Source organism: Apibacter sp. ESL0404, assembly GCF_019469245.1.
Classification (GTDB): Bacteria; Bacteroidota; Bacteroidia; order Flavobacteriales; family Weeksellaceae; genus Apibacter.
Genome location: NZ_CP048267.1, coordinates 2,056,841 through 2,077,019 on the forward strand (window position 1 = coordinate 2,056,841; position 20,179 = coordinate 2,077,019).

Consider the following 20,179-nt stretch of genomic DNA (forward strand, 5'->3'; position numbering starts at 1 on the left):
TTTTGTGAAAACCTCGGATAAAAAGTTTATTTTAGTTGACTGATTCTATTTAAATATATATTTTTGTATTAAAGATTTAATATGAAAAATCTGTTTATTTTATTTTTTGCCTTATCGATTATAAACTTATCTGCTCAAGATAAAAAATTAATCCAGTGGAGAAATTTATCAGAAGGTGACAGCCTTCAAGTGCATGGAGATAATAGGTTGTTGTTTGTAGATATTTTTACTGACTGGTGCGGTCCTTGTAAATTTTTAGATAAGTATACATTCCAAAATCTAGAAGTAGCCTCTTATATTAATGAGAATTTTATCCCGGTTAAATTTAATGCAGAATCTAAAGAATCCATAACTTTTAAAGGAAATACGTTCGATTACATTACAAACGGACAAGCCGGAATACAATCTTGGGCTTATTATGCATTAGGGGGAAATTTAAGATATCCTTCCATGGTATTAATAAATGAAAGAGGAGAAACAGTTTCAGTAATTTCAGGATTTATGCAGCCCGAAGAGTTTTTGAATACTATAAAAAATGTAAAATCTCAATTAGACCAAAATTTAGTCAAAGACAACTAATAAAAGCTCCTTGCCTTGACGTATACCAACATTTTGAAGATTTATTGTTGTAACGCCTATGCTTATTATTGTTTCCTGTAATTATAATTGTACCGTCTGAAACTATTTCACATTCAATTAATGGATTATTTACAATCAGATAATCAACGGAATCCTTACAATTTTTTGAAGATTTATTTAATATTTGAATTTTTTTACCTTCCCATTTATAAATTTTATCTTCCTTATAAGGTCTTATTTGTATCTCATTGATTCTTTCTCCTATGCTGTAAGGATCTATAATATATCGCTTTACTAGTTCCCAATTTTCAGTTGAATCTCCTACGACTAGCAATTTCTTGCCATCCCTGAATCCCAGTAAAGAATTTTTATGATTGAATACTATAAAATTTTTCTTTCCGGATAAATGATAATCATTATATAAAATACTCAACTGAAAGAGAACTATGCACAATAAAGGCGGAATTAGATGGTTCAATTTTAATCCTGAAAGATAATTTTTTAAAAAAATCAGAGAAAATGAGATCAAAAACAATTCCCATAAACACAATGGAATATTTTTTAGCATTAGTGGTTCAACCGATGATACATAATAGGTAGAATCTACCAAAAGCTTAACTAAAAAATCATAAATAAATGAAAAATATTCCTGATACTCCCACGGTAAGAAAACCAAAAATAACTCTACTATTGATGAATAAGTAATTATAAATGTATAAGGTATTATCAAAATATTGATAGGAATCGATAACAATGAAAATTGATGAAAATAAAATAATACAAAAGGAAGCGTTCCTACCTGTGCAGCTAAAGTAACCGCTAATGGATTTACGATCCATTTATCAATTTTTTTATTCTTACTTTTCATATGATAAATCAAGATAGGGGACAACCAGACAATAAAAAATACGGCTATATAACTTAATTGAAAACCCATGGAATATATTTCATTCGGATCGCATAAAAGAATAATAAAAGCAGATAAGGCCATACTGTGATAGATAGAACCGGTACGTTTCAACAATTCAAAACAATAATAAATCGTTATCATTAAACATGATCGGAAAACAGAAGAGGTAAGTCCGACCAAACAGCCAAAAAACCATACAAACAGTAATGAAATGATAATGATGGTTTTTCTGTTTCCACTTTTCATCATTAGGGTTAATAGGTTGAAAATAATACCAAATAGCAGAGCAATATGCATTCCTGATATAGCTATTAAATGCATAATTCCGGATTTGGAATAAACATCAATAGATTCTTTTTTCATTTCCGACCGATCACCCAATAAATATGCTTTTAAAAATTCTTTTGAATCTTCTCCTAATGTTGAACTTTCAATTTTTTTAACTAAATACTGATTAAAATTTTTAATCGAATAAATTAGTGATGCATGCGGCGATTCTGAAATAATTTCATCTACTCTGCCCGTCTGCAAAATATAATTTCTTTTTAGATAATTCGAATAATCAAATTGATGGGGATTCAAAGCTCCTGTCGGATCAGTAATTGTAAGCTTCAAAATATATTCATTGCCTAGAGTTAAAACCGAATTATATTTTTGTTTATCAACAAAGAGCATAATTGATCCTTTGGTTTGAAACTGTTTGTTTTTATATATAATACTTGTAACCTCTGCAGTATATTTTCGGAAATTTTTAGTTGAATTGTTATGCTCTTTTAATACAACTGTTAGCACTTGAGCTTTTCCATATTCCTTATAATTTATATAGTGATCATCTAATAAACTGTTATTTAATTCAACCACAACCATTCCAAGTAAACTCCAGCTTACTAAAGTTAAAATTGAAAATATGCCTTTGTAATCAGCTTTATTTACAATAAACCCTAAGAGCACTATAAGTAACCCCAATAAAATTAATATATAAGGAATCGGAATGAAAATGAGATCACATAAAAAAATCCCCATTATCAAAGCCAAAAAATAATATACATAAGGATTTTTTGAAAAATTCATAGAAGTTTATTTAGCTAAAAATAAAAAATTTAAAGTTGAAAGTATATAAAATTCTGCATTTTGTTGCATTTTTTTTCAATATAGATTTTAGTATTTTATTTAATACTATTATATTTACTACTGTAAAAGAATACAAAAACAAACTAATTAAATTAATATTTATGAATCTAAAGTATAAAGCATTAGATCTATTTTGCTTTTTAAGCATTATGGCTCCTACGGCTATTGGTTTTGCACAAAACATATCTCCGGATTCAACTCAAATTTCAGAAAAAGAAATTGACGATGTTGTAGTCATTGGAAAAGGAGTTATTGATGTTGTAAAAGAAAGAGAAACCCCTATTGCTGTCTCTATTATTAAAAAACAAGAAATCAGGGACAAAGGAGGAAATCAGGAATTTCCTGCACTTATGAAAAATGCACCTTCCATTTATGTTAATGATGCCACCGGATATGGGGATTCAAAAATGATTACAAGAGGATTTAATCAATCCAATACTGCTGTTTTGATAAATGGTCAGCCTGTTAATGGTATGGAAAGCGGAAGTGTGTATTGGACCAATTGGACCGGATTAATAGACATTGCCAACACCATCCAAGTACAAAGAGGTCTTGGGTCTTCTAAACTTGCTATATCTTCCGTTGGCGGTACCATAAATATTGTAACTAAAGCCACCGACAAAAAAGCCGGTTCAACGGCTCGATTTTTAACGGGAAATGACGGTTTTTGGAGAACTACCTATGAATACAACAGCGGTTTACAGGGAAAATGGGGAGTATCTTTTTCAACCTCAACGTGGAGAGGCGACGGGTACAACAGAGGAACTAAAGGTTATGGTCAAAATTACTTTTTATCAATTGGCTTTCAACCCAATGAAAAACATAATTTCAATTTTATAATTTTTGGAGCACCTCAAAATCATGATCAAAATTATTATACAAAAATATCTGATTTTAAAAGGTATGGTTACCGATATAATGTAAATCAAGGGTGGTTACACGGAAAAGAACTTTTATTACGAACCAATTACTACCATAAATCAGTAGCCAATTTAAATTGGGACTGGAAAATCAATGAAAAAAGTACTTTGTCTACTGTGTTCTACGGCTCTTTAGGAAGAGGTGGAGGAACCGGAGGATATGGCTCTAAATACATTGAAACTCAAAACATTTCGACTCCTCAAAGTCCCAACACCATACCCGGAAGCAGAAATCAGGAAAATGGAACCATCAGTTGGGATGCAATTTTCGATTACAATTCTACACATAATACCGATGGAATAGGAACAGGGAGTGATAATTTCATCATACGATCTTCGGTAAACAATCATCAATGGTACGGACTGGTATCCAACTTTAATCATAAATTTAAAAAACATTTTGAGTTTAATGTCGGAATTGATGGGAGAGCTTATACGGGTACTCATTTTCAGCAAGCCAATAACTTTTTAGGATTATCCGGAATAACCGACAATATCTCAACCAATGTAAACGGTACCCATACTGCAACTAAAAACTATAATATTAATCCTTGGAGTTCCTTATTTAGAAATGTAAGTAGGGGGCAAAGGTTGAGTTTTGATTACGATGAAACCATTCAATATATTGGAGCATTCGGACAATTTGAATATGTTAATCCATTTATGAGCGCCTTTATACAAGGGGTAATTTCCGAACAATATAATTCAAGAAAAGATCGATTTAATTACACTCCCAACCATCAAAAATCTAAAACACTAAATAATACCGGTTACAATATCAAAGGAGGAGTAAATTTTAAAATTAATGAAAATCACAATATTTTCGGTAATGCCGGATATTATTCCAGACAGCCTTTTCAGAATAATTTATTTTTAAATTGGAAAAATGATGTGAATCCGCTGGCTGATAATGAAGAAATCATTGGTTTTGAAATCGGATATGAACTTCACTATAACTTTTTGGATTTAAGTATAAATTTATACAGAACCAGTTGGAATAACAGAGTTGAAACTATTTCAAACGAAAGCATCAATCAAATAGAAAATCGATCAGGCATCGATGAACTCCATCAGGGAATTGAAGTTGAATTTCTTGCTAAGCCTATCAGAAAATTACATTTTAAAGGGCATTTATCTTTAGGCAATTGGAAATATAATGGTAATGCGCATTCTACAACGTACGATTCCAATAATTTGTCCAATATCTTAAGTGAAAAGGATATTTTATTGGATGATGTAAAAACTTCAAACGCTCCCCAATTCAGTTATGGTGTTGGTTTAGTGTATAAAGCGTTTAAAAATTTCACTTTTGATGCTGATTTAAACAGATATGAAAAATTATATTCGGATTTTGATGTAACCCGGGCGGCTCCAAATACAAAAATCGATTTAATTGAGCTACCCGATTATTTTACGTTAGATATGGGAGCTTCATATACTATATATTTCGACAAAGCCTCATTACGTTTTAGAGCCAATGTCAACAATGCGTTAAATGATGTATTTATGACCTATTCTAAAACCAATATAAAATCCGGTGATAAAGGAGCAGAAAACGTGAAATTTAAAGGAATCGATACCGCAAATCAGGTCTATTTCGGCAACGGAAGAACTTGGAATTTCGGTGTTACCTACAATTTTTAGTTGATAAGTTAACGATAAATAATCCTACATACTCTTAAGATGTTATGTTTGATTATTTGGATCTAATTCATACGTGATTAAATTCTAAAATATTTTGGTAATTACTTGATAATTACAATAAATAGTAGAGTAAAATAGTAATTATTTTACTCTATTTTTATTATTTTTGTTTGAATAGCATTAACATTATGGATGTAATTAAAGATCAAATTATTAATAAATCAATTGAGCTGTTTACTCAAATAGGAGTTAAAGTGGTCACCATGGACATGATTAGTAAAGATTTATGCATGTCCAAAAAAACTATCTATGAACATTTTTCCAGCAAAGAAGATTTAATAAAAAATACATTCAGTAAATGCATTACCGCTGCTATTCAAGAACTTGAAAATAAAATTAAAAATTGCCCGAATATCATTCAACAAAAATTTATTATTCTTGAAGACAGCAGCCATTTTATTTTTTTTAAAGAAAACCAAACCTTATTTCAACTAAAAAATTTCTACCCGGATATATATACCGAAATGATTTCTTTACAAAACAATTCCTTAAAAACGTTAATTAAAACAAATATTATTTTAGGCATTGAGGATGGATTATACAGATCTAAAATCAATAAAAAATTAACGGTTGAATATTTTTACCTGATTGAAAAGATTATAGCCATTGATGATAAACTTTCAGAAGTTAACGTAAATGATAACGTTGTGAAAAAATATTTTATAGAGTTATTAATACGTTCAATTGCAACCAAAAAAGGTTGTAAAGAACTTGAGAAATATATTTCTAAAAATTAAGAAGGAATTACCGAAACAGTTTTAAGTCCAAAAAAAGATGAAATGGAAATGATATGCTCAAAGACCTCTGCTTGAACTTCTTCATATTCATTCAAATCCGAAGTATTGGTAAAACAATAAACCTCTAAAGGAATTCCATAAATCGTCGGATCTAACAGCCGTATCAAAATTGTATCTTTTTGAGATATGCGCAAGTTTTTTTTAAGATAAGCTTGTACATACTTTCTAAATATTCCCATATTTGTATGACTTACGCCTTCATCCAATGTAATAGTGGTAAAATATTCTTTGAGAAGGCTACTATTTTTCAGCTCTTCAAACTCTTTTTTTCCTAAAAACTCAATGGATTGGCTATTGAAAACAATTGACCTTTTTATTCTTCGAGTATGTGAAGTTTTCATGGGGTCATAGTTTCTAACTTCTGTGGATATTAAATCATAAGTGGGTATGGTAGACACGGTTTTGTCTTTATTTAAAATTTTAGTGGTAATTAAATTAATGTCCACTATGCTTCCTTCTAAATTATATTTGGAGATAGAAATGTAGTCGCCCGATTTTAATTGTTTGGAGTTAGAAATATTAATTCCTGCCACAAAACCTAATATAGGATCTTTGAATACCAGAATTATAACAGCCATGGTAGCCCCTATAAAGGTAAAAATATTAGAGCTTGTTAAATCAAATACAATTGAGATAATTATAAAGCTGGATAATACTATTATTAACATTTTAAGAAGTTCCAAAAACGTATTTAATCCAACGGTAACATAGCTTCTGTCTCTATTTTTTACTTGAGCATAAGAATTGATAACACTAATTAGAAATTTAGCAATAAACGTTATTAAAAATATACTGAATGCTAAATCTAAAATATGGAAACTCTGAGGATGAGGGTAAAAAATAATAGGCACTAATAAATAGCATATCCCCAAAGGCAAGAGACGAAAGAAACTGGTAAATACATTTTTTTTAATAAAGGTATTCATCCAAATATTTTTTGTATTCGGAACAATTTTCAATACAATTTTTAATAATACTTTACGCTGTAAAAAATCTAAAATCAAAAAAATAACGAGTATTATTAAAACTTTACTTACTATTTGAGTGATTAAAACCACTTCATCGGGAAAATGATTCGAAATATAGCGATCCAACTGATCGATTATCGTATTTTGGTTTTTTTGCCTTAATGTAGTTGCCTCATTCATTAATCCGCTAAGTTTATATCAATTTATTAGAGATAAAGAGAAAAGTTTATAAATTATTAAGTATCTTTATAGTTACTTTTAATGTATCATATTTTATGCCTGATTTAATTTGGATAATTTTAATATTTATTCTCTTACTTATTGGAATTATAGGCTCTGTTTTACCTGCATTACCGGGAACACCTATAGCATTTATAGGTTTATTAGTTTATAAGTTATGCCCTCTTGGTGAAAATCTAAGTTGGTGGTGGATTTCTTTTTGTGCGATTTTAACCATATTAGGAATGGTCATTAACTATTTTATGCCTATTCTTACTGTTAAAAAATTCGGTGGTTCCAAATACGGCGCTATCGGAGCTACTATTGGAACATTGATAGGTTTTATCGTACCCTATGGTTTTCTGTACGGACCTTTTTTAGGAGCTTTTGTTGGAGAGTTGATTTATGATTTTATGAATAAAAGAGGGGCCTTAAAAGCCTCTTTGGGTGCTTTGCTGAGTTATTTTCTTTGTATGGGCGTTAATATAATTATATGCGGAATCATGATGACCATTTTTATTATCCATCTTACCTTTACTTATTTTAGCGTTAATTGATAAATAAACTTTATATTTAAAGTATCAAATACAATACTTTATGAAATTATATCCGATTGAAACCGGAAATTTTAAACTCGATGGAGGCGCTATGTTCGGCATTGTACCTAAATCTATCTGGCAAAAAACACATCCTGCAGATTCTAATAATTTGGTCGATTTAGCTATGAGATGTCTTCTTATTGAAGATGGCAAAAGACTAATATTAATTGATACGGGTATTGGAAACAAACAAAATAAAAAATTTTTTGGATATTATTTATGGGGCGATTTTTCTTTAGAAAAATCCTTAGCTCGATATGGCTTTACCTGTGATGATATTACTGATGTTTTTCTTACTCATTTACATTTAGATCATTGCGGGGGAGCTATTAAATGGAATAAAAGCAAATCAGGTTATAAACCAACATTCAAAAATGCTATTTATTGGAGTAATGAAGATCATTGGAATTGGGCCGTCCAACCTAATTTAAGAGAAAAAGCTTCTTTTTTAAAAGAAAACATTCTTCCCATTAAAGAAAGTGGTCAATTACAATTTATATCCATTCCTAAAGATAATTTTTTGAAAGATTCACCCTTAGGCTTTGATATATATTTTGTTAATGGACATACAGATAAGCAAATGTTACCCGTAATAATTTATGAGGGAAAAACAATAATTTATGCTGCTGATTTATTACCTACTACCGGACATATCCCAATTCCTTATATTGCGGGATATGATACTCGCCCCCTACTCACTATACCCGAAAAGGAACAAATTTTAAATCTTGCCGAATCTCAAAATTATTTTTTCTTTTTTGAACATGATGCCGTTCATGAACTGTGTACAGTTAAAAAAACAGAAAAAGGAATCAGGCTTGATCAAACGTTTAGCTTTCTGGATATTTTTGGAAAATAAAAAACTCTATCAATCGTAATCAATGATAGAGTTTTTTTACTTCTTTAAATACTATTTTTTTAATTGTCGTTGGCTGCTTGGATAGCCGTAATTACAACAGTATTGTAAATATCTTCTATTTTTGCGCCTCTACTTAAGTCATTGATAGGTTTTCTCAATCCTTGAAGTACAGGCCCCAGCGCTAGTCCTCCGGATTCCCTTTGCACCGCTTTATATGTATTATTACCGGTATTTAAATCCGGGAATATCAATACATTTGCCTTACCTGCAACTAAAGACCCCGGCATTTTACTGCTACCTACACTTGGAACCACCGCCGCATCATATTGAATCGGTCCTTCAATTAATAAGTCAGGACGCAAAGATTTTACCAGCTCTGTTGCTTTTCTAACTTTATCCACATCTACTCCCGCTCCTGAATATCCGGATGAATAAGAAAGCATGGCTATTTTCGGCTCAATTCCAAATTCTTTTGCAGTTCCTGCAGCAGAAATTGCTATATCTGCCAACTGTTCGTAAGTAGGATTAGGAACAATAGCACAATCACCGTAAACTAGTACCCTATCTTGCAAGAGCATGAAAAATACGGAAGAAACGGTTTTAATTCCCGGTTTAGTTTTAACAAATTGTAATGCAGGGCGTATCGTGTGAGCTGTAGTATTTTGAGCTCCCGAAACCATTCCATCTGCATCTCCTTTATACACCATCATTGTCCCAAAATAGGAGGCATCCAACATTAAATCTTTAGCCTGAGCATGTTCCATACCCTTATCTTTTCTAAGTTCATATAAGGTATCAACATAATCATTTAACTTATCGTTTTCTGTATTATCTAAAACAGAAATCAGATCCGTATTCCAACTTAGTCCCAGTTGGTTAACTTTTTGTATAATTTCATCCGGTTTACCTAAAATTGTGATTTTTACAATTTCATCATCCGCTAACATGGAAGCGGCGCGTAAAATTCTCTCATCCCCTCCTTCCGGTAAAACTATATGTTTGTGGGCTGCTTTTGCTTCTTTCAATAAATTATACTGGAACATTCTAGGGGTAATTCCTTCAATTTTAAATGAAGAAATTCTCTTATCAAGCTCCGGCACATCCACATATTGTTCAAACAGGTCAATATTACGTTTAATTTTTGCCGTGTTTTCAGGATAAATTGTTGATTTTATATTGTCAATAGCTGTTGCTGCTTCAAATGTTCCCATATCAACAAGCATAATAGGCATGTTTACACTCGATCCGTCAATCATTTTCATGATGGAAGCATCAGGACCTATTCCGGCAGTTAGTATTATTCCTGAAATTCTTTTAAAATTAGATAAGTTGGAAAGTAAAGTTCCAACGATTAAATCGGATCGATCACCGGGAAGTATTACAACGCAATCTTCTTCAACATAGTTAATGAATTGAGATAGTAACATTCCTCCAATCATAAACTTAGTGATGGATCGATTTAAATTTTCACTTCCATGAAGTACTTTAGCTCCTAAAACATCAGCCACTTCTTTTAGTGTAGGAAAACTTAAAGGTTTATCGTTAGGAATTATAGATAATAAAACGGAATCACCAATGCGTTTCTTACTTTTAGTAATAACTTCTTCTATATCTTTATCACATTTATTAACAATTACCGCAATAACTTTATTATCCTTCTTTAAAAAATTGTTTAATTCCAGACTTATATTTTTAGCTAAATCGTGCGAATTTTTAAATGAATCTTTTACAACAAGAACGACCGGAATATTTAATGATTTAGCAATGATAACATTCAAATCATATTCTAACGAAGTACTACCTGCTGATATATCAGTACCATCGATTAGTACAAAGTCAAATCTATCTTCTAATGCTTTATACTTTTGAATAATACTATCGTATGCCTCATTTAATCTGCCACTATTTTGAAGATCAATAATTTCACTTTTAGTAAAAGCGTATGCATCTTCATAACTCTGATTAAGATTAAAATAAGAAATCATAGTTTCAATATGGTTGTCTTTTATCCCATCATCTAAATCATCAATAATAGGACGAAAATAACCAATATTCGGTGTTCTTCTCATTACCATTTGCAATATCCCCAAGCTAATCAAAGATTTTCCGCTATAAGGACATGTAGCCGCTACATATACTGATCTATTGTTCATTTAATATTATAATTGTAAGTATTGCAAAAGTACAAAATTGAGGAATATACATTTAATTAAATTTATAAATTAAAATATATCTAAATAATGCCTTTTATTTATTATAAAATATGATTTTTAGTAAAAAAATATGCATTCTTATTAAAATTCAACTTTCAATCCGTCATAAGCTAAAAAAACATGATTAGGCAATGTTTTTTCTACCTCTTCATGAAACCCTAGTTGATAGCTGATGTGTGTTAAATAAGCCTTTTTAGGTTTAACTTTCTCAATGATTTCCAATGCCTCAAACAAAGTAAAATGGGAAACATGAGCTTCCTTTCTTAAAGCATTGATAACTAATACTTCTGAAAATTTAATTTTTTCTATTTCTTCTTCAGAAATAGAGGAAGCATCAGTGATATATGATAATCCCCCTATTTTATATCCTAAAATGGGCAACTTACCGTGTAAAATATGTATGGGTTGAATAGAAACATTTTGAAAAGAGATATCACCATTCACTGAATGTAATTCAAAACCGGGAACACCCGGATATTTTACTTCTGCAAAAGCATAAGAAAATCTTCTTTTTATATCTTCTAATACCCTTTCCTTTCCAAAAATAGGAATATCTTGTCCTTTTAAAAAATTGATGGGACGCAAATCATCTAATCCTCCAATATGATCTGTGTGTTCATGCGTTATTAATACGGCATCTACATTGGATTTATTTTCTCGCAACATTTGCTGTCTGAAATCAGGACCGCAGTCAATTAATAAATCCAAACCTTTATATTGAACCAATGCAGAAGTTCGTAATCTTTTATCTTTTTCATCTTGAGACTTACATACCGGATCATTTGAACCTATAACCGGAATTCCTTGAGAAGTTCCTGTCCCTAAGAATGTTATATTACTTTTTTGTAGTACCATAATTTTTGTAAATTTACGAACAAAAGTTGAAAATATGCTCTCTCATAAACAAGTACTAACCCCTAGGCAAAAAGCTCTTCAGATTAATTTAAATAAAGATATTTATGGGACTTTTTCTGAAATAGGAGCAGGTCAGGAAACCGTACGCTATTTTTTTAGAGCGGGCGCAGCTTCTAAAACTATTGCCAAAGCAATTTCTGCCTATGATAAAGAAGTAAGTGATTCTATTTATGGAAAAGAACCGGATAATAGATATGTTTCTCAAGCACGATTGCATAAAATGCTTGACCATGAAATTGAATTAATTGAGAAACGAATCGATAGAAGCAATTGTTCAGGCAGAAAATTTTTTTCATATGCCAACACGGTTACTACCATCAATTTTAATAAAACTTTTAAAGGACATGGTTGGGTTGGAATCCGATTTCAATTACATGAATTAGAACCGTATAATGAAATTATTTTACATGTTCGTTTCCATGAAAACGACACTAAATTACAACAGGAAACCTTAGGTATTTTAGGAGTAAATTTAATTTATGGTTCTTTTTTTTACAGCGATAATCCCAAAAAAATAATTTCATCTCTTTATGATGAACTAAGTACTGATCAGATTGAAATTGATATGATTAATTTCAGCGGACCGGATTATGCTGCTGTGGACAATCGTTTAATGAGCTTACAATTAGTTAAAAACGGAATGGCAGATGCAGCTGTTTTTGAGCCAAACGGAAAAAATGTTCTTCCCGCGGATGAATTATATAATAAAAATATTTTCGCATTAAGAGGAAGTTTCCGTCCGGTTACCCATGTAAACATTGATATGTGTAATCAAGGTTTGAAAATGTTTATGAATGAAAAAAAGGTTACTAAAGAAAATACTAAGTTACTATTTGAGATTACTTTATCCAACCTGCTTGCTTCCGGAGAGATCAATGAACAAGATTTTCTAGATCGGGCGGATGTTTTAGGAAAATTAGGATATACTGTTTTAATTTCTAATTTTTCCGAATATTATCGTTTAGTAGATTATTTCAGCAGATTTACTACGGAACGAATCGGTATTTCAATGGGTGTTAATAATTTATTGGACATTTTTAAAGAAGGATATTATAACCACTTAAGCGGTGGTATTATGGAAGCTTTTGGAAAGCTGTTTAAACAGCATATGCGAATTTATCTTTATCCTTATGTTGATCAAGAAACAGGAGAGTTTCTCAATTCTGAAAATTTAAAGGTTAATGAAAGCCTTAAAGATTTATACAAATATTTCAAAAAAAATAAGAGGATTGTAGATATTAAAGATTATAATGAATCCTATCTCAGAATTTATGGAAAGCAAATTCTTACTCAGATTGCTTCCGGTAAAAACGGTTGGGAAATTAATATGCCCAATGAAGTTGCCGATATGATTAAAGAAAAGGGTATGTTCGGGTACTCAGTGGATTATGCTATTAATTAATATTTTAATGAAATGATTATATATTCAGAAAGTTTTCACGTTGAATATCCTTTAGAAAAGGAATGGATCGATTGGGTTAAAAATACTTTAATTCCTGAAATGTATGAAATTCAAATATTCACTAAGGTTATATTTTCAAAAGTTATTTCTCATCCGGATGAATCAGGATGTACCTATTCCCTCCAATATTATGCCGATAACAAAAAAGATTTAGAAGACTTTTATAAAAACCATTCCGATCGATTTTCTCAATTATTATTTCATAAGTTTGGAACCCGAGTCTTGCCTTTTAAAACTGAATTAGAGCTACTTGAAAGTTTCGAATTTTAGTTTGCCATTTCTTCTACATAAAAAGAAAATATACTATACTAAGTAATTTATTATTTTCCAATCAAAGAGAGGATATAAATTTTTTTGTATAATCTAATGTTTTTTCAATTTCAATTTCTTTAATACAATCAGAAATAAACCATGTTTCATAACCTGAGGGCGGCAAATATATTCCGTGGTTAAGTAGATAATGAAAATATTTGTTAAACATTTCATGATCAGCTTTTGTTGCATCATCAAAGTTTGAAACTTCTGATATACCAAAAAATACGGTCATCATCGATGAACATTGATTAATACATACGGGTATACCGGCGTTTTTAAAAATAGTTCTTAATTCATCGGATAGGATTTCTGTAGTTTGTGTAATTCTATGGAAAATATCTAAATCATCTTTTAGTATAGATAAGGTTGTATATCCGGCCCTCATGGCAATTGGATTTCCGGATAAAGTTCCCGCTTGATAAACCTTACCAACCGGAGATAAACAATCCATTATTTCCTTTCGAGCGGCAAATGCTCCGACGGGCATTCCACCTCCAATAATTTTACCATAAGTTACTATATCTGCCTGAATGTTAAAAAACTCTTGAGCTCCCCCCATCTTTGCTCGAAAACCTGTCATGACTTCGTCAAAAATCAGTAATGACTGATTTTCTTCACATAGTTGCTTTAACTTAACAAGAAAATCTCCTTTAGGAGGTATACATCCCATATTACCTGCTATAGGTTCAAGTATAACTGCTGCAATCTCGCCCTTATTCTTTTCGAAAACAGATTTTACAGATTCGATATCGTTATATTTAGCCAACAAAGTATCCTTTGCCGTTCCTTCCGTTACCCCCGGACTATTAGGATTTCCAAATGTAACAGCACCACTTCCGGCTTTTATAAGAAAGGAGTCGGAATGTCCATGATAGCACCCTTCAAACTTAATAAATTTATTTCTTGATGTAAAACCTCTTGCTAATCGAATCGCAGACATACAGGCTTCTGTACCTGAATTAACCATTCTTATTTTATCAATAGAAGGAACAGAAGAGGTAATCAATTTAGCAATTTCTGTTTCTAATTCCGTAGGAGTCCCAAATGAAAACCCATTTTGCATTTGCTCTTTTACTGCTTCTACTACTTGGGGATGATTATGACCTAGAATCATGGGGCCCCATGAGTTTATATAATCTATATATGTATTTCCGTCTTCATCTGTAAGATATGCACCTTTTGCCGATTTCATAAAAACCGGAACTCCTCCGACAGATTTAAATGCTCTAACGGGCGAATTTACCCCTCCGGGTATATATTGTTGTGCCTCTTGAAATAAAGCCTTACTTCTTTTAAATAACATCTAACAACCCTATTTTAACTTTTTCTCCCTTTTAGTAAAATTCTATCTCCTTGTTTAGGCTCATCTCCCGGAAACATTAAATTTCTTTTGTATAATTCAATTAAGGAAATACCATTTTCTTGGGCTATATCGTACATCTTCTCTCCTTCCTTTACAATATGTTCTTTGTTGATTCCTTTTTTCTTTTTTGGATCTAAAAAGATTTTTTGGTTAATTACTAAACTATCTTGAAAGAGTAAATCATTATAAGATTTTAATTGATTTAATGAGATGTGATAGGCTTTTGAAATATCTTCCAACGTATCTCCTTTCCTTAATATTATATATCTTACTTTCCCATTGGGATGAATTCTAATTCTAGAGCTAGGGAATTCAAAATTATTGGTCTTAACGGCTGCTATTTTCTTTACATTTTCTACTTTTTTAGCCGTTACTTTAACCGGAGTTGTTTTTTTGGGAATATCAATTTTTACTGTTTTTGTATTAGCATCTGCCAACAAAATTGATGATTCATCTACCTTTTCAATACTATTATTGGATTTATATGTATCCGGATATAACTCTGCTAACTTTTTATCTACATTATCAGAGGTTAAAGAATCAAACTGGTATAATTTATATCTTTCAATTAAATTGATTAACATATATGCGTACTTAGGATTAGTAGCATACCCTGCTTTTCTTAAACCATGTGCCCATGCTTTATAATCTTTTCTATCTAATTGAAACAGTTTTTTATAATAGGGTCTTTCTGCTAAAAACAAAGAATGGTCTCTGTAAGATTCTTTTGCGGAGGTATATTTTCTAAAACATTCTCCTCTGGCATCATCATCATGATACATTCTCCCTCCGGTCCAATCATTTTTACATTTAATTCCAAAATGATTATTTCCTACCTGTGCTAAAATACTCTGCCCGTTACCTGTTTCTAAAATTCCTTGTGCTAAGGTAATACTTGCAGGAATTTGATACATTTCCATTTCTTCTACTGCAATTTTAGCATAGGTTTGAATGTATAATTCATCTTTTTTTACAGATTCTTGAGCCAGAATGAAATTTCCTAAAACTATCGCTATTAGAAATATTCCAAATTTTTTCATGTTACAATTATAGGTTTATTTTTCTTCTTTAAGTACTTATTCATTTCTTTAATCCCTTGTAAACCTCCTGTGTGTATTGCTAAAATTTTTTTGTCCTTATGGATTTGCCCCTTTTTTATCATGTCTCTTAATCCGAACATCATTTTTCCTGTATATATGGGATCAAGGGGAATATGATTGAGATAATAAAATTCGTTAATAAAATCGATTAATTCATTCGTAATTTTAGCGTATCCTCCAAAGTGGTACTCCAAATTTACTATAAAATTTTCTTTGTTAGTATGTTTTAATAATTCTTTAACTAAAAAATGAGCGTTTTTTAATACCGGAAATCCGATTACTTGTTGGTGAGGAAGTGCTCCTACAGATAATCCCGAAACAGTTCCTCCGGTACCCATTGCAGAAGTAATTATGTCATAAGAAGAGGTTTTTTCTGATAGTATTTCTGCTGCTCCTTTTACAGCCAATGAATTTGTTCCGCCCTCAGGTACTAAATAATGATTAGGAATGGTATTAAGTATATTTTGTATATAACTCGACTGTTCTTTTAATCTATATTCATGCCTAGGTACAAAAATAAATTCCATGCCATAAGCGGAAGCTTCTGTTAATGTTAAATTATCTTTCCATTTATCAACAATTTCTTCTCCTCGAATTATACCTATAGATTGGAAACCATTCTCATTAGCTGCTGCCGCACAGGCTACAATATGGTTAGACATTGCTCCGCCAAAAGTTACCAATATTTTCTTTCCTAATTCTTTAGCTTTTTGAATATTATATTTTAATTTCCAAAATTTATTTCCTGAAATGACGGGATGAATCAGATCTTCTCTCTTTATATGAAGAACTTGATCTGTTTGTAAGCCCGGAAATTGAAAAGTTTGTATAGGTACATTCATTTTATTTTCATGAATTTGTTTTTATATGAATATATCTAATGATTTAATAAACATTCCATAAACAACTAAAGCATATTCATTTATACTAATTTAAATAAAGAATATGCTTTAGTGATATAACTTTTTAATAATTTTAATCTTATCTTACTCCATGCATCATTTTTACTAGTACTTTATTTAATGCGATCATTAATACTCCACAAATGATTACAAATAATGAAATATATAAAAATATTTTACCTGCTCCTAAGGTTTCGACTGTAGAAGCTAAAAAGCCTCCTACTATATTTGCAATAAAGGATGCCATTAGCCATACTCCCATTAATAGAGATGCTAATTTAGGAGGTGCCAATTTTGTTACTACGGAAAGCCCGACAGGCGATAAACATAATTCCCCTATAGTATGAACAAGATACGTTAAAATTAACCACCATATACTCGCTTTAATGGTAACATCGGCTATATCGCCCCCTCGTTCTGCAACTGCTCCTAACATAAAGAAAAATCCAACCCCTAAAATTATCATTCCTAATCCCATTTTTAACGGAGTCGTTAGTTTCTGCCCTAATTTAGTATTCCAAAAATATGCAAAGATTGGAGCTAAAACTACTATAAAAAATGGATTTACCGATTGGAATAATGAAGTGGGTATATTGTATTCTCCAATAAAAGGCAAATTTACATTTCTGTCGATAAATTTATCTGTATACAATGATAAAGATGAACCGGCTTGCTCAAATCCTGCAAAAAAGAAAATAGCAAAAAAGAAATAAATAAATATAACAGCAACTCTTTGTTTTTCATTTTTAGTTAGTGGAACGTTTGGATCAACCTCATTGTTTGTATCGTTTTTGGTGACTTTTCCTTGAGGTTTTAACCCTAAATCTCCTAAATATTTTTTCGCCAACGTATTATAGGTAATTTGCCCAAAAAACATTCCGACTGCAGCTGCGAGGAAACCATATTTGTACCCATATGATATTATTTTTCCTGCGGCATCTCTTGTAGAGAAAATATCATCGGTCAATATTCCTACAATAATGGGAGCAATCAATGCTCCTAAATTTATGCCCATATAAAAAATAGAGAATGCTGAGTCTCTTTTAGGATCGCCATCTGCATATAAACCACCTACCAAAGTTGATATATTGGGTTTAAAAAATCCATTTCCTATAATTAGAAGGAATAACCCCACATACAGTCCACTTTGGGTATTTAATGAAAATAATGCCAGTTGCCCACACATCATTATAATTCCCCCTATTGTAATGGAATGCCTTTGTCCTAAATATTTATCCGCCAACCAACCTCCAATTAATGGAGTAAAATAAACAAACCCCGTAAAGAAACCATATATTAAGCTGGCTGTTTGAGCATCTATACCTAAACCTCCTTCTAAATAAGATTTTGTAAGATATAGTATTAAAATTCCTCTCATCCCATAATACGAAAATCGTTCCCACATTTCTGTTAAAAACAGTAGGTATAACCCTTTAGGATGCCCTTTTTTAACTTGAGTTTCTGTCATAATATAATTTATACTTAGTTTTACTTATTATTATTATTTAACTTCTTGCATTAATTTCCTTATCAAAGGAGAAAATAGAATTAAAGCAATACCGGTAATTAATGCATAATTGGCCAATTGTCCGAATCCTGTAGTATATGAATATAATTTAGTTACTAAAGATGCATTTTCATCCGGAGAAGACATTTCTGCCCCTAAAAGACCTGCTACATATTGTGCATAAGAACTGGCTAAGAACCACATTCCCATCATCATTCCTGATAAATTTTTGGGAGATAATTTGGTAACTATAGATAAGCCTACCGGAGATAAACAAAGTTCTGCGAACGTCATAACCAAATAGGCTATTGTAAAGATATTTAAAGATGTCATTCCGTTGGAATCGGCAAAATATCTTGTACTGTATAAAATATAAAAAGAGCCGGAAAGAAATAAAAATCCCAATCCAAATTTTATTACCGTATTGGGCTCTAATTTTATTTTTGCCAACCATAGCCATAATAATCCAAACAAAGGACTTAAGATTATTACAAATAAAGCATTGGAGCTATTATTTACAATATTGGGGTCAATATTAAAAAACAGTAATTTATGACTTAGGTTTCCTTCGGCAAAAATAGCCAGAGCTCCTCCACTTTGTTCAAAAAATGCAAAAAAAAGTATTGAAAAAATAATTAAAATCATCGCTGCAACAAGTTTTTTTCTTATTTGTGCGCTTTTTATTTTAATAAGTTCTATAATAAACAAAGCTATTGCCAACGGACCAATGGTATACATAAAATAATCGGTATATCGAGTATTATGTATCATGGCATAAATAATAGGTATGCATAATAATACTCCTAAGTACACAAACATCTCACGTGTTCTCCTGGTTGAAGATTTCATATGTATCAATGGTGAGTCTCCAATAGGACCTAAATATTTTTTGGTTGCTAAGAAGATTAAAATACCTATTAGCATTACTATCGCTGCGGCTAAAAAGCATAAATTCCAGGAATGATATTTTCCTAAATAAACACATAAAACACCACCAAACAAGGCTCCTAAATTTATACCCGAATAAAACAACCCAAATCCTGCATCTCTTCGTGGATCTTTTTCACTGTATAAATCTCCAACCATAGTAGAAATGTTAGGCTTAAAAAATCCGGTTCCAATTATTGATAATGTTATTCCAAAATAAAAAAAATCATGTGGAGAATAAGCGATAATTAAATTACCTAAAACCATGGTTAAACCTCCAATGAAAAGAGATTTTTTAAATCCTAATATTTTATCTGCCAAAATCCCCCCAATAAAAGTAAAAGCGTAAATAAATGCTTGTATAGCTCCATATTTAAGGTTAGAATCTTTATCAGTAACTCCTAATTGCCCCACCATAAAAATAGTAAGAACTCCTCTCATACCATAGAAGCAGAAACGTTCCCACATTTCAATCAAAAATAGATATATTAGCTGTTTTGGATATTTTCCGCGAAAATTATGAATTTCTTCTAGAGTAAGTTCTTTATTTTTTTGGATATTGTCATTCATATTATTATCACTGTTAGTAGTATTAATCGTTTTAAATTCATAAATGCTTAAAAATCAATTATTTAATTTTTTTAATTGATTTTTTACTATCAAAAATACTAAAAATTCCTAAAATCAAATAGAAGTAAAAGCAATAATCTCAAAAATAATATAATTTATGAATAAAAAATAAAGCATATTTATTTTATTATCTTAAATTTTTTTTACTTAATAATGAAA

General features: G+C 30.9%; 16 protein-coding genes. 7 read left to right on the forward strand and 9 right to left on the reverse strand.

Annotated features, from left to right (window positions below; genetic code table 11):
• Positions 1–81 precede the first annotated feature (81 nt).
• The gene (locus GYM72_RS08820; protein WP_220264132.1) at positions 82–579 is read left to right on the forward strand and encodes a DUF255 domain-containing protein; all 498 of its coding nucleotides are present in this window, start codon (positions 82–84) and stop codon (positions 577–579) included.
• Here GYM72_RS08820 and GYM72_RS08825 read toward each other — a convergent pair.
• Positions 566–2,560, reverse strand: a complete 1,995-nt coding sequence (locus GYM72_RS08825) for a ComEC/Rec2 family competence protein (protein WP_220264133.1) — start codon at positions 2,558–2,560, stop codon at positions 566–568. The two genes, GYM72_RS08820 and GYM72_RS08825, sit on opposite strands and share 14 nt — an antisense overlap.
• Positions 2,561–2,721: 161 nt before the next feature.
• On the opposite strand from GYM72_RS08825, the gene GYM72_RS08830 reads away from it, so the two are divergent.
• Complete coding sequence (locus tag GYM72_RS08830; protein WP_220264134.1) at positions 2,722–5,184, forward strand: TonB-dependent receptor; 2,463 nt, start codon at positions 2,722–2,724, stop codon at positions 5,182–5,184.
• A gap of 188 nt (positions 5,185–5,372) precedes the next feature.
• On the forward strand, positions 5,373–5,981 hold the full coding sequence (locus tag GYM72_RS08835; RefSeq protein ID WP_105296870.1) for a TetR/AcrR family transcriptional regulator: 609 nt from the start codon (positions 5,373–5,375) through the stop codon (positions 5,979–5,981).
• Here the strand turns inward: GYM72_RS08835 and GYM72_RS08840 are convergent.
• Positions 5,978–7,189 (reverse strand): mechanosensitive ion channel family protein, encoded by a 1,212-nt coding sequence (locus tag GYM72_RS08840; protein WP_220264135.1) that lies wholly within the window; start codon positions 7,187–7,189, stop codon positions 5,978–5,980. The genes GYM72_RS08835 and GYM72_RS08840 overlap by 4 nt on opposite strands.
• Before the next feature lie 95 nt (positions 7,190–7,284).
• Between GYM72_RS08840 and GYM72_RS08845 the strand changes: the two genes are divergently transcribed.
• Entirely contained in the window at positions 7,285–7,785 is a 501-nt protein-coding gene (locus GYM72_RS08845) for a DUF456 domain-containing protein (protein ID WP_220264136.1), read from the forward strand.
• Positions 7,786–7,825: 40 nt separating this feature from the next.
• On the forward strand, positions 7,826–8,686 hold the full coding sequence (locus GYM72_RS08850) for an MBL fold metallo-hydrolase (protein WP_220264137.1): 861 nt from the start codon (positions 7,826–7,828) through the stop codon (positions 8,684–8,686).
• A 59-nt stretch (positions 8,687–8,745) separates the two neighbouring features.
• Here GYM72_RS08850 and pta read toward each other — a convergent pair whose 3' ends face one another.
• Both pta and GYM72_RS08860 read right to left on the reverse strand, forming a co-directional pair.
• On the reverse strand, positions 8,746–10,839 hold the full coding sequence (gene pta / locus GYM72_RS08855) for a phosphate acetyltransferase (RefSeq protein WP_105296874.1): 2,094 nt from the start codon (positions 10,837–10,839) through the stop codon (positions 8,746–8,748).
• Between the two features lie 141 nt (positions 10,840–10,980).
• Complete coding sequence (locus GYM72_RS08860) at positions 10,981–11,754, reverse strand: MBL fold metallo-hydrolase (RefSeq protein WP_220264138.1); 774 nt, start codon at positions 11,752–11,754, stop codon at positions 10,981–10,983.
• A gap of 34 nt (positions 11,755–11,788) precedes the next feature.
• Between GYM72_RS08860 and GYM72_RS08865 the strand changes: the two genes are divergently transcribed.
• Both GYM72_RS08865 and GYM72_RS08870 read left to right on the forward strand, forming a co-directional pair.
• Positions 11,789–13,216, forward strand: a complete 1,428-nt coding sequence (locus GYM72_RS08865) for a TonB-dependent receptor (RefSeq protein WP_220264139.1) — start codon at positions 11,789–11,791, stop codon at positions 13,214–13,216.
• Positions 13,217–13,228: 12 nt separating this feature from the next.
• Positions 13,229–13,546, forward strand: coding sequence for a DUF4286 family protein (locus GYM72_RS08870; protein WP_220264140.1), 318 nt, complete (start codon positions 13,229–13,231; stop codon positions 13,544–13,546).
• A 61-nt stretch (positions 13,547–13,607) separates the two neighbouring features.
• Here the strand turns inward: GYM72_RS08870 and hemL are convergent, their stop codons facing one another.
• The 5 genes from hemL to GYM72_RS08895 all read right to left on the reverse strand — a co-directional run bounded on the left by hemL (position 13,608) and on the right by GYM72_RS08895 (position 19,960).
• The gene (gene hemL / locus GYM72_RS08875) at positions 13,608–14,894 is read right to left on the reverse strand and encodes a glutamate-1-semialdehyde 2,1-aminomutase (protein ID WP_220264141.1); all 1,287 of its coding nucleotides are present in this window, start codon (positions 14,892–14,894) and stop codon (positions 13,608–13,610) included.
• A gap of 14 nt (positions 14,895–14,908) precedes the next feature.
• Positions 14,909–15,994 carry a glucosaminidase domain-containing protein gene (locus tag GYM72_RS08880; RefSeq protein WP_220264142.1) on the reverse strand — a complete coding sequence of 362 codons (1,086 nt, stop codon included), beginning with the start codon at positions 15,992–15,994 and terminating at the stop codon, positions 14,909–14,911.
• Entirely contained in the window at positions 15,991–16,896 is a 906-nt protein-coding gene (locus GYM72_RS08885; RefSeq protein ID WP_220264143.1) for a 1-aminocyclopropane-1-carboxylate deaminase/D-cysteine desulfhydrase, read from the reverse strand. The genes GYM72_RS08880 and GYM72_RS08885 overlap by 4 nt, the downstream gene beginning before the upstream one ends.
• Positions 16,897–17,035: 139 nt before the next feature.
• The gene (locus GYM72_RS08890; RefSeq protein ID WP_220264144.1) at positions 17,036–18,424 is read right to left on the reverse strand and encodes a peptide MFS transporter; all 1,389 of its coding nucleotides are present in this window, start codon (positions 18,422–18,424) and stop codon (positions 17,036–17,038) included.
• A gap of 33 nt (positions 18,425–18,457) precedes the next feature.
• Positions 18,458–19,960, reverse strand: coding sequence for a peptide MFS transporter (locus GYM72_RS08895; RefSeq protein ID WP_220264145.1), 1,503 nt, complete (start codon positions 19,958–19,960; stop codon positions 18,458–18,460).
• Positions 19,961–20,179: the final 219 nt, after the last annotated feature.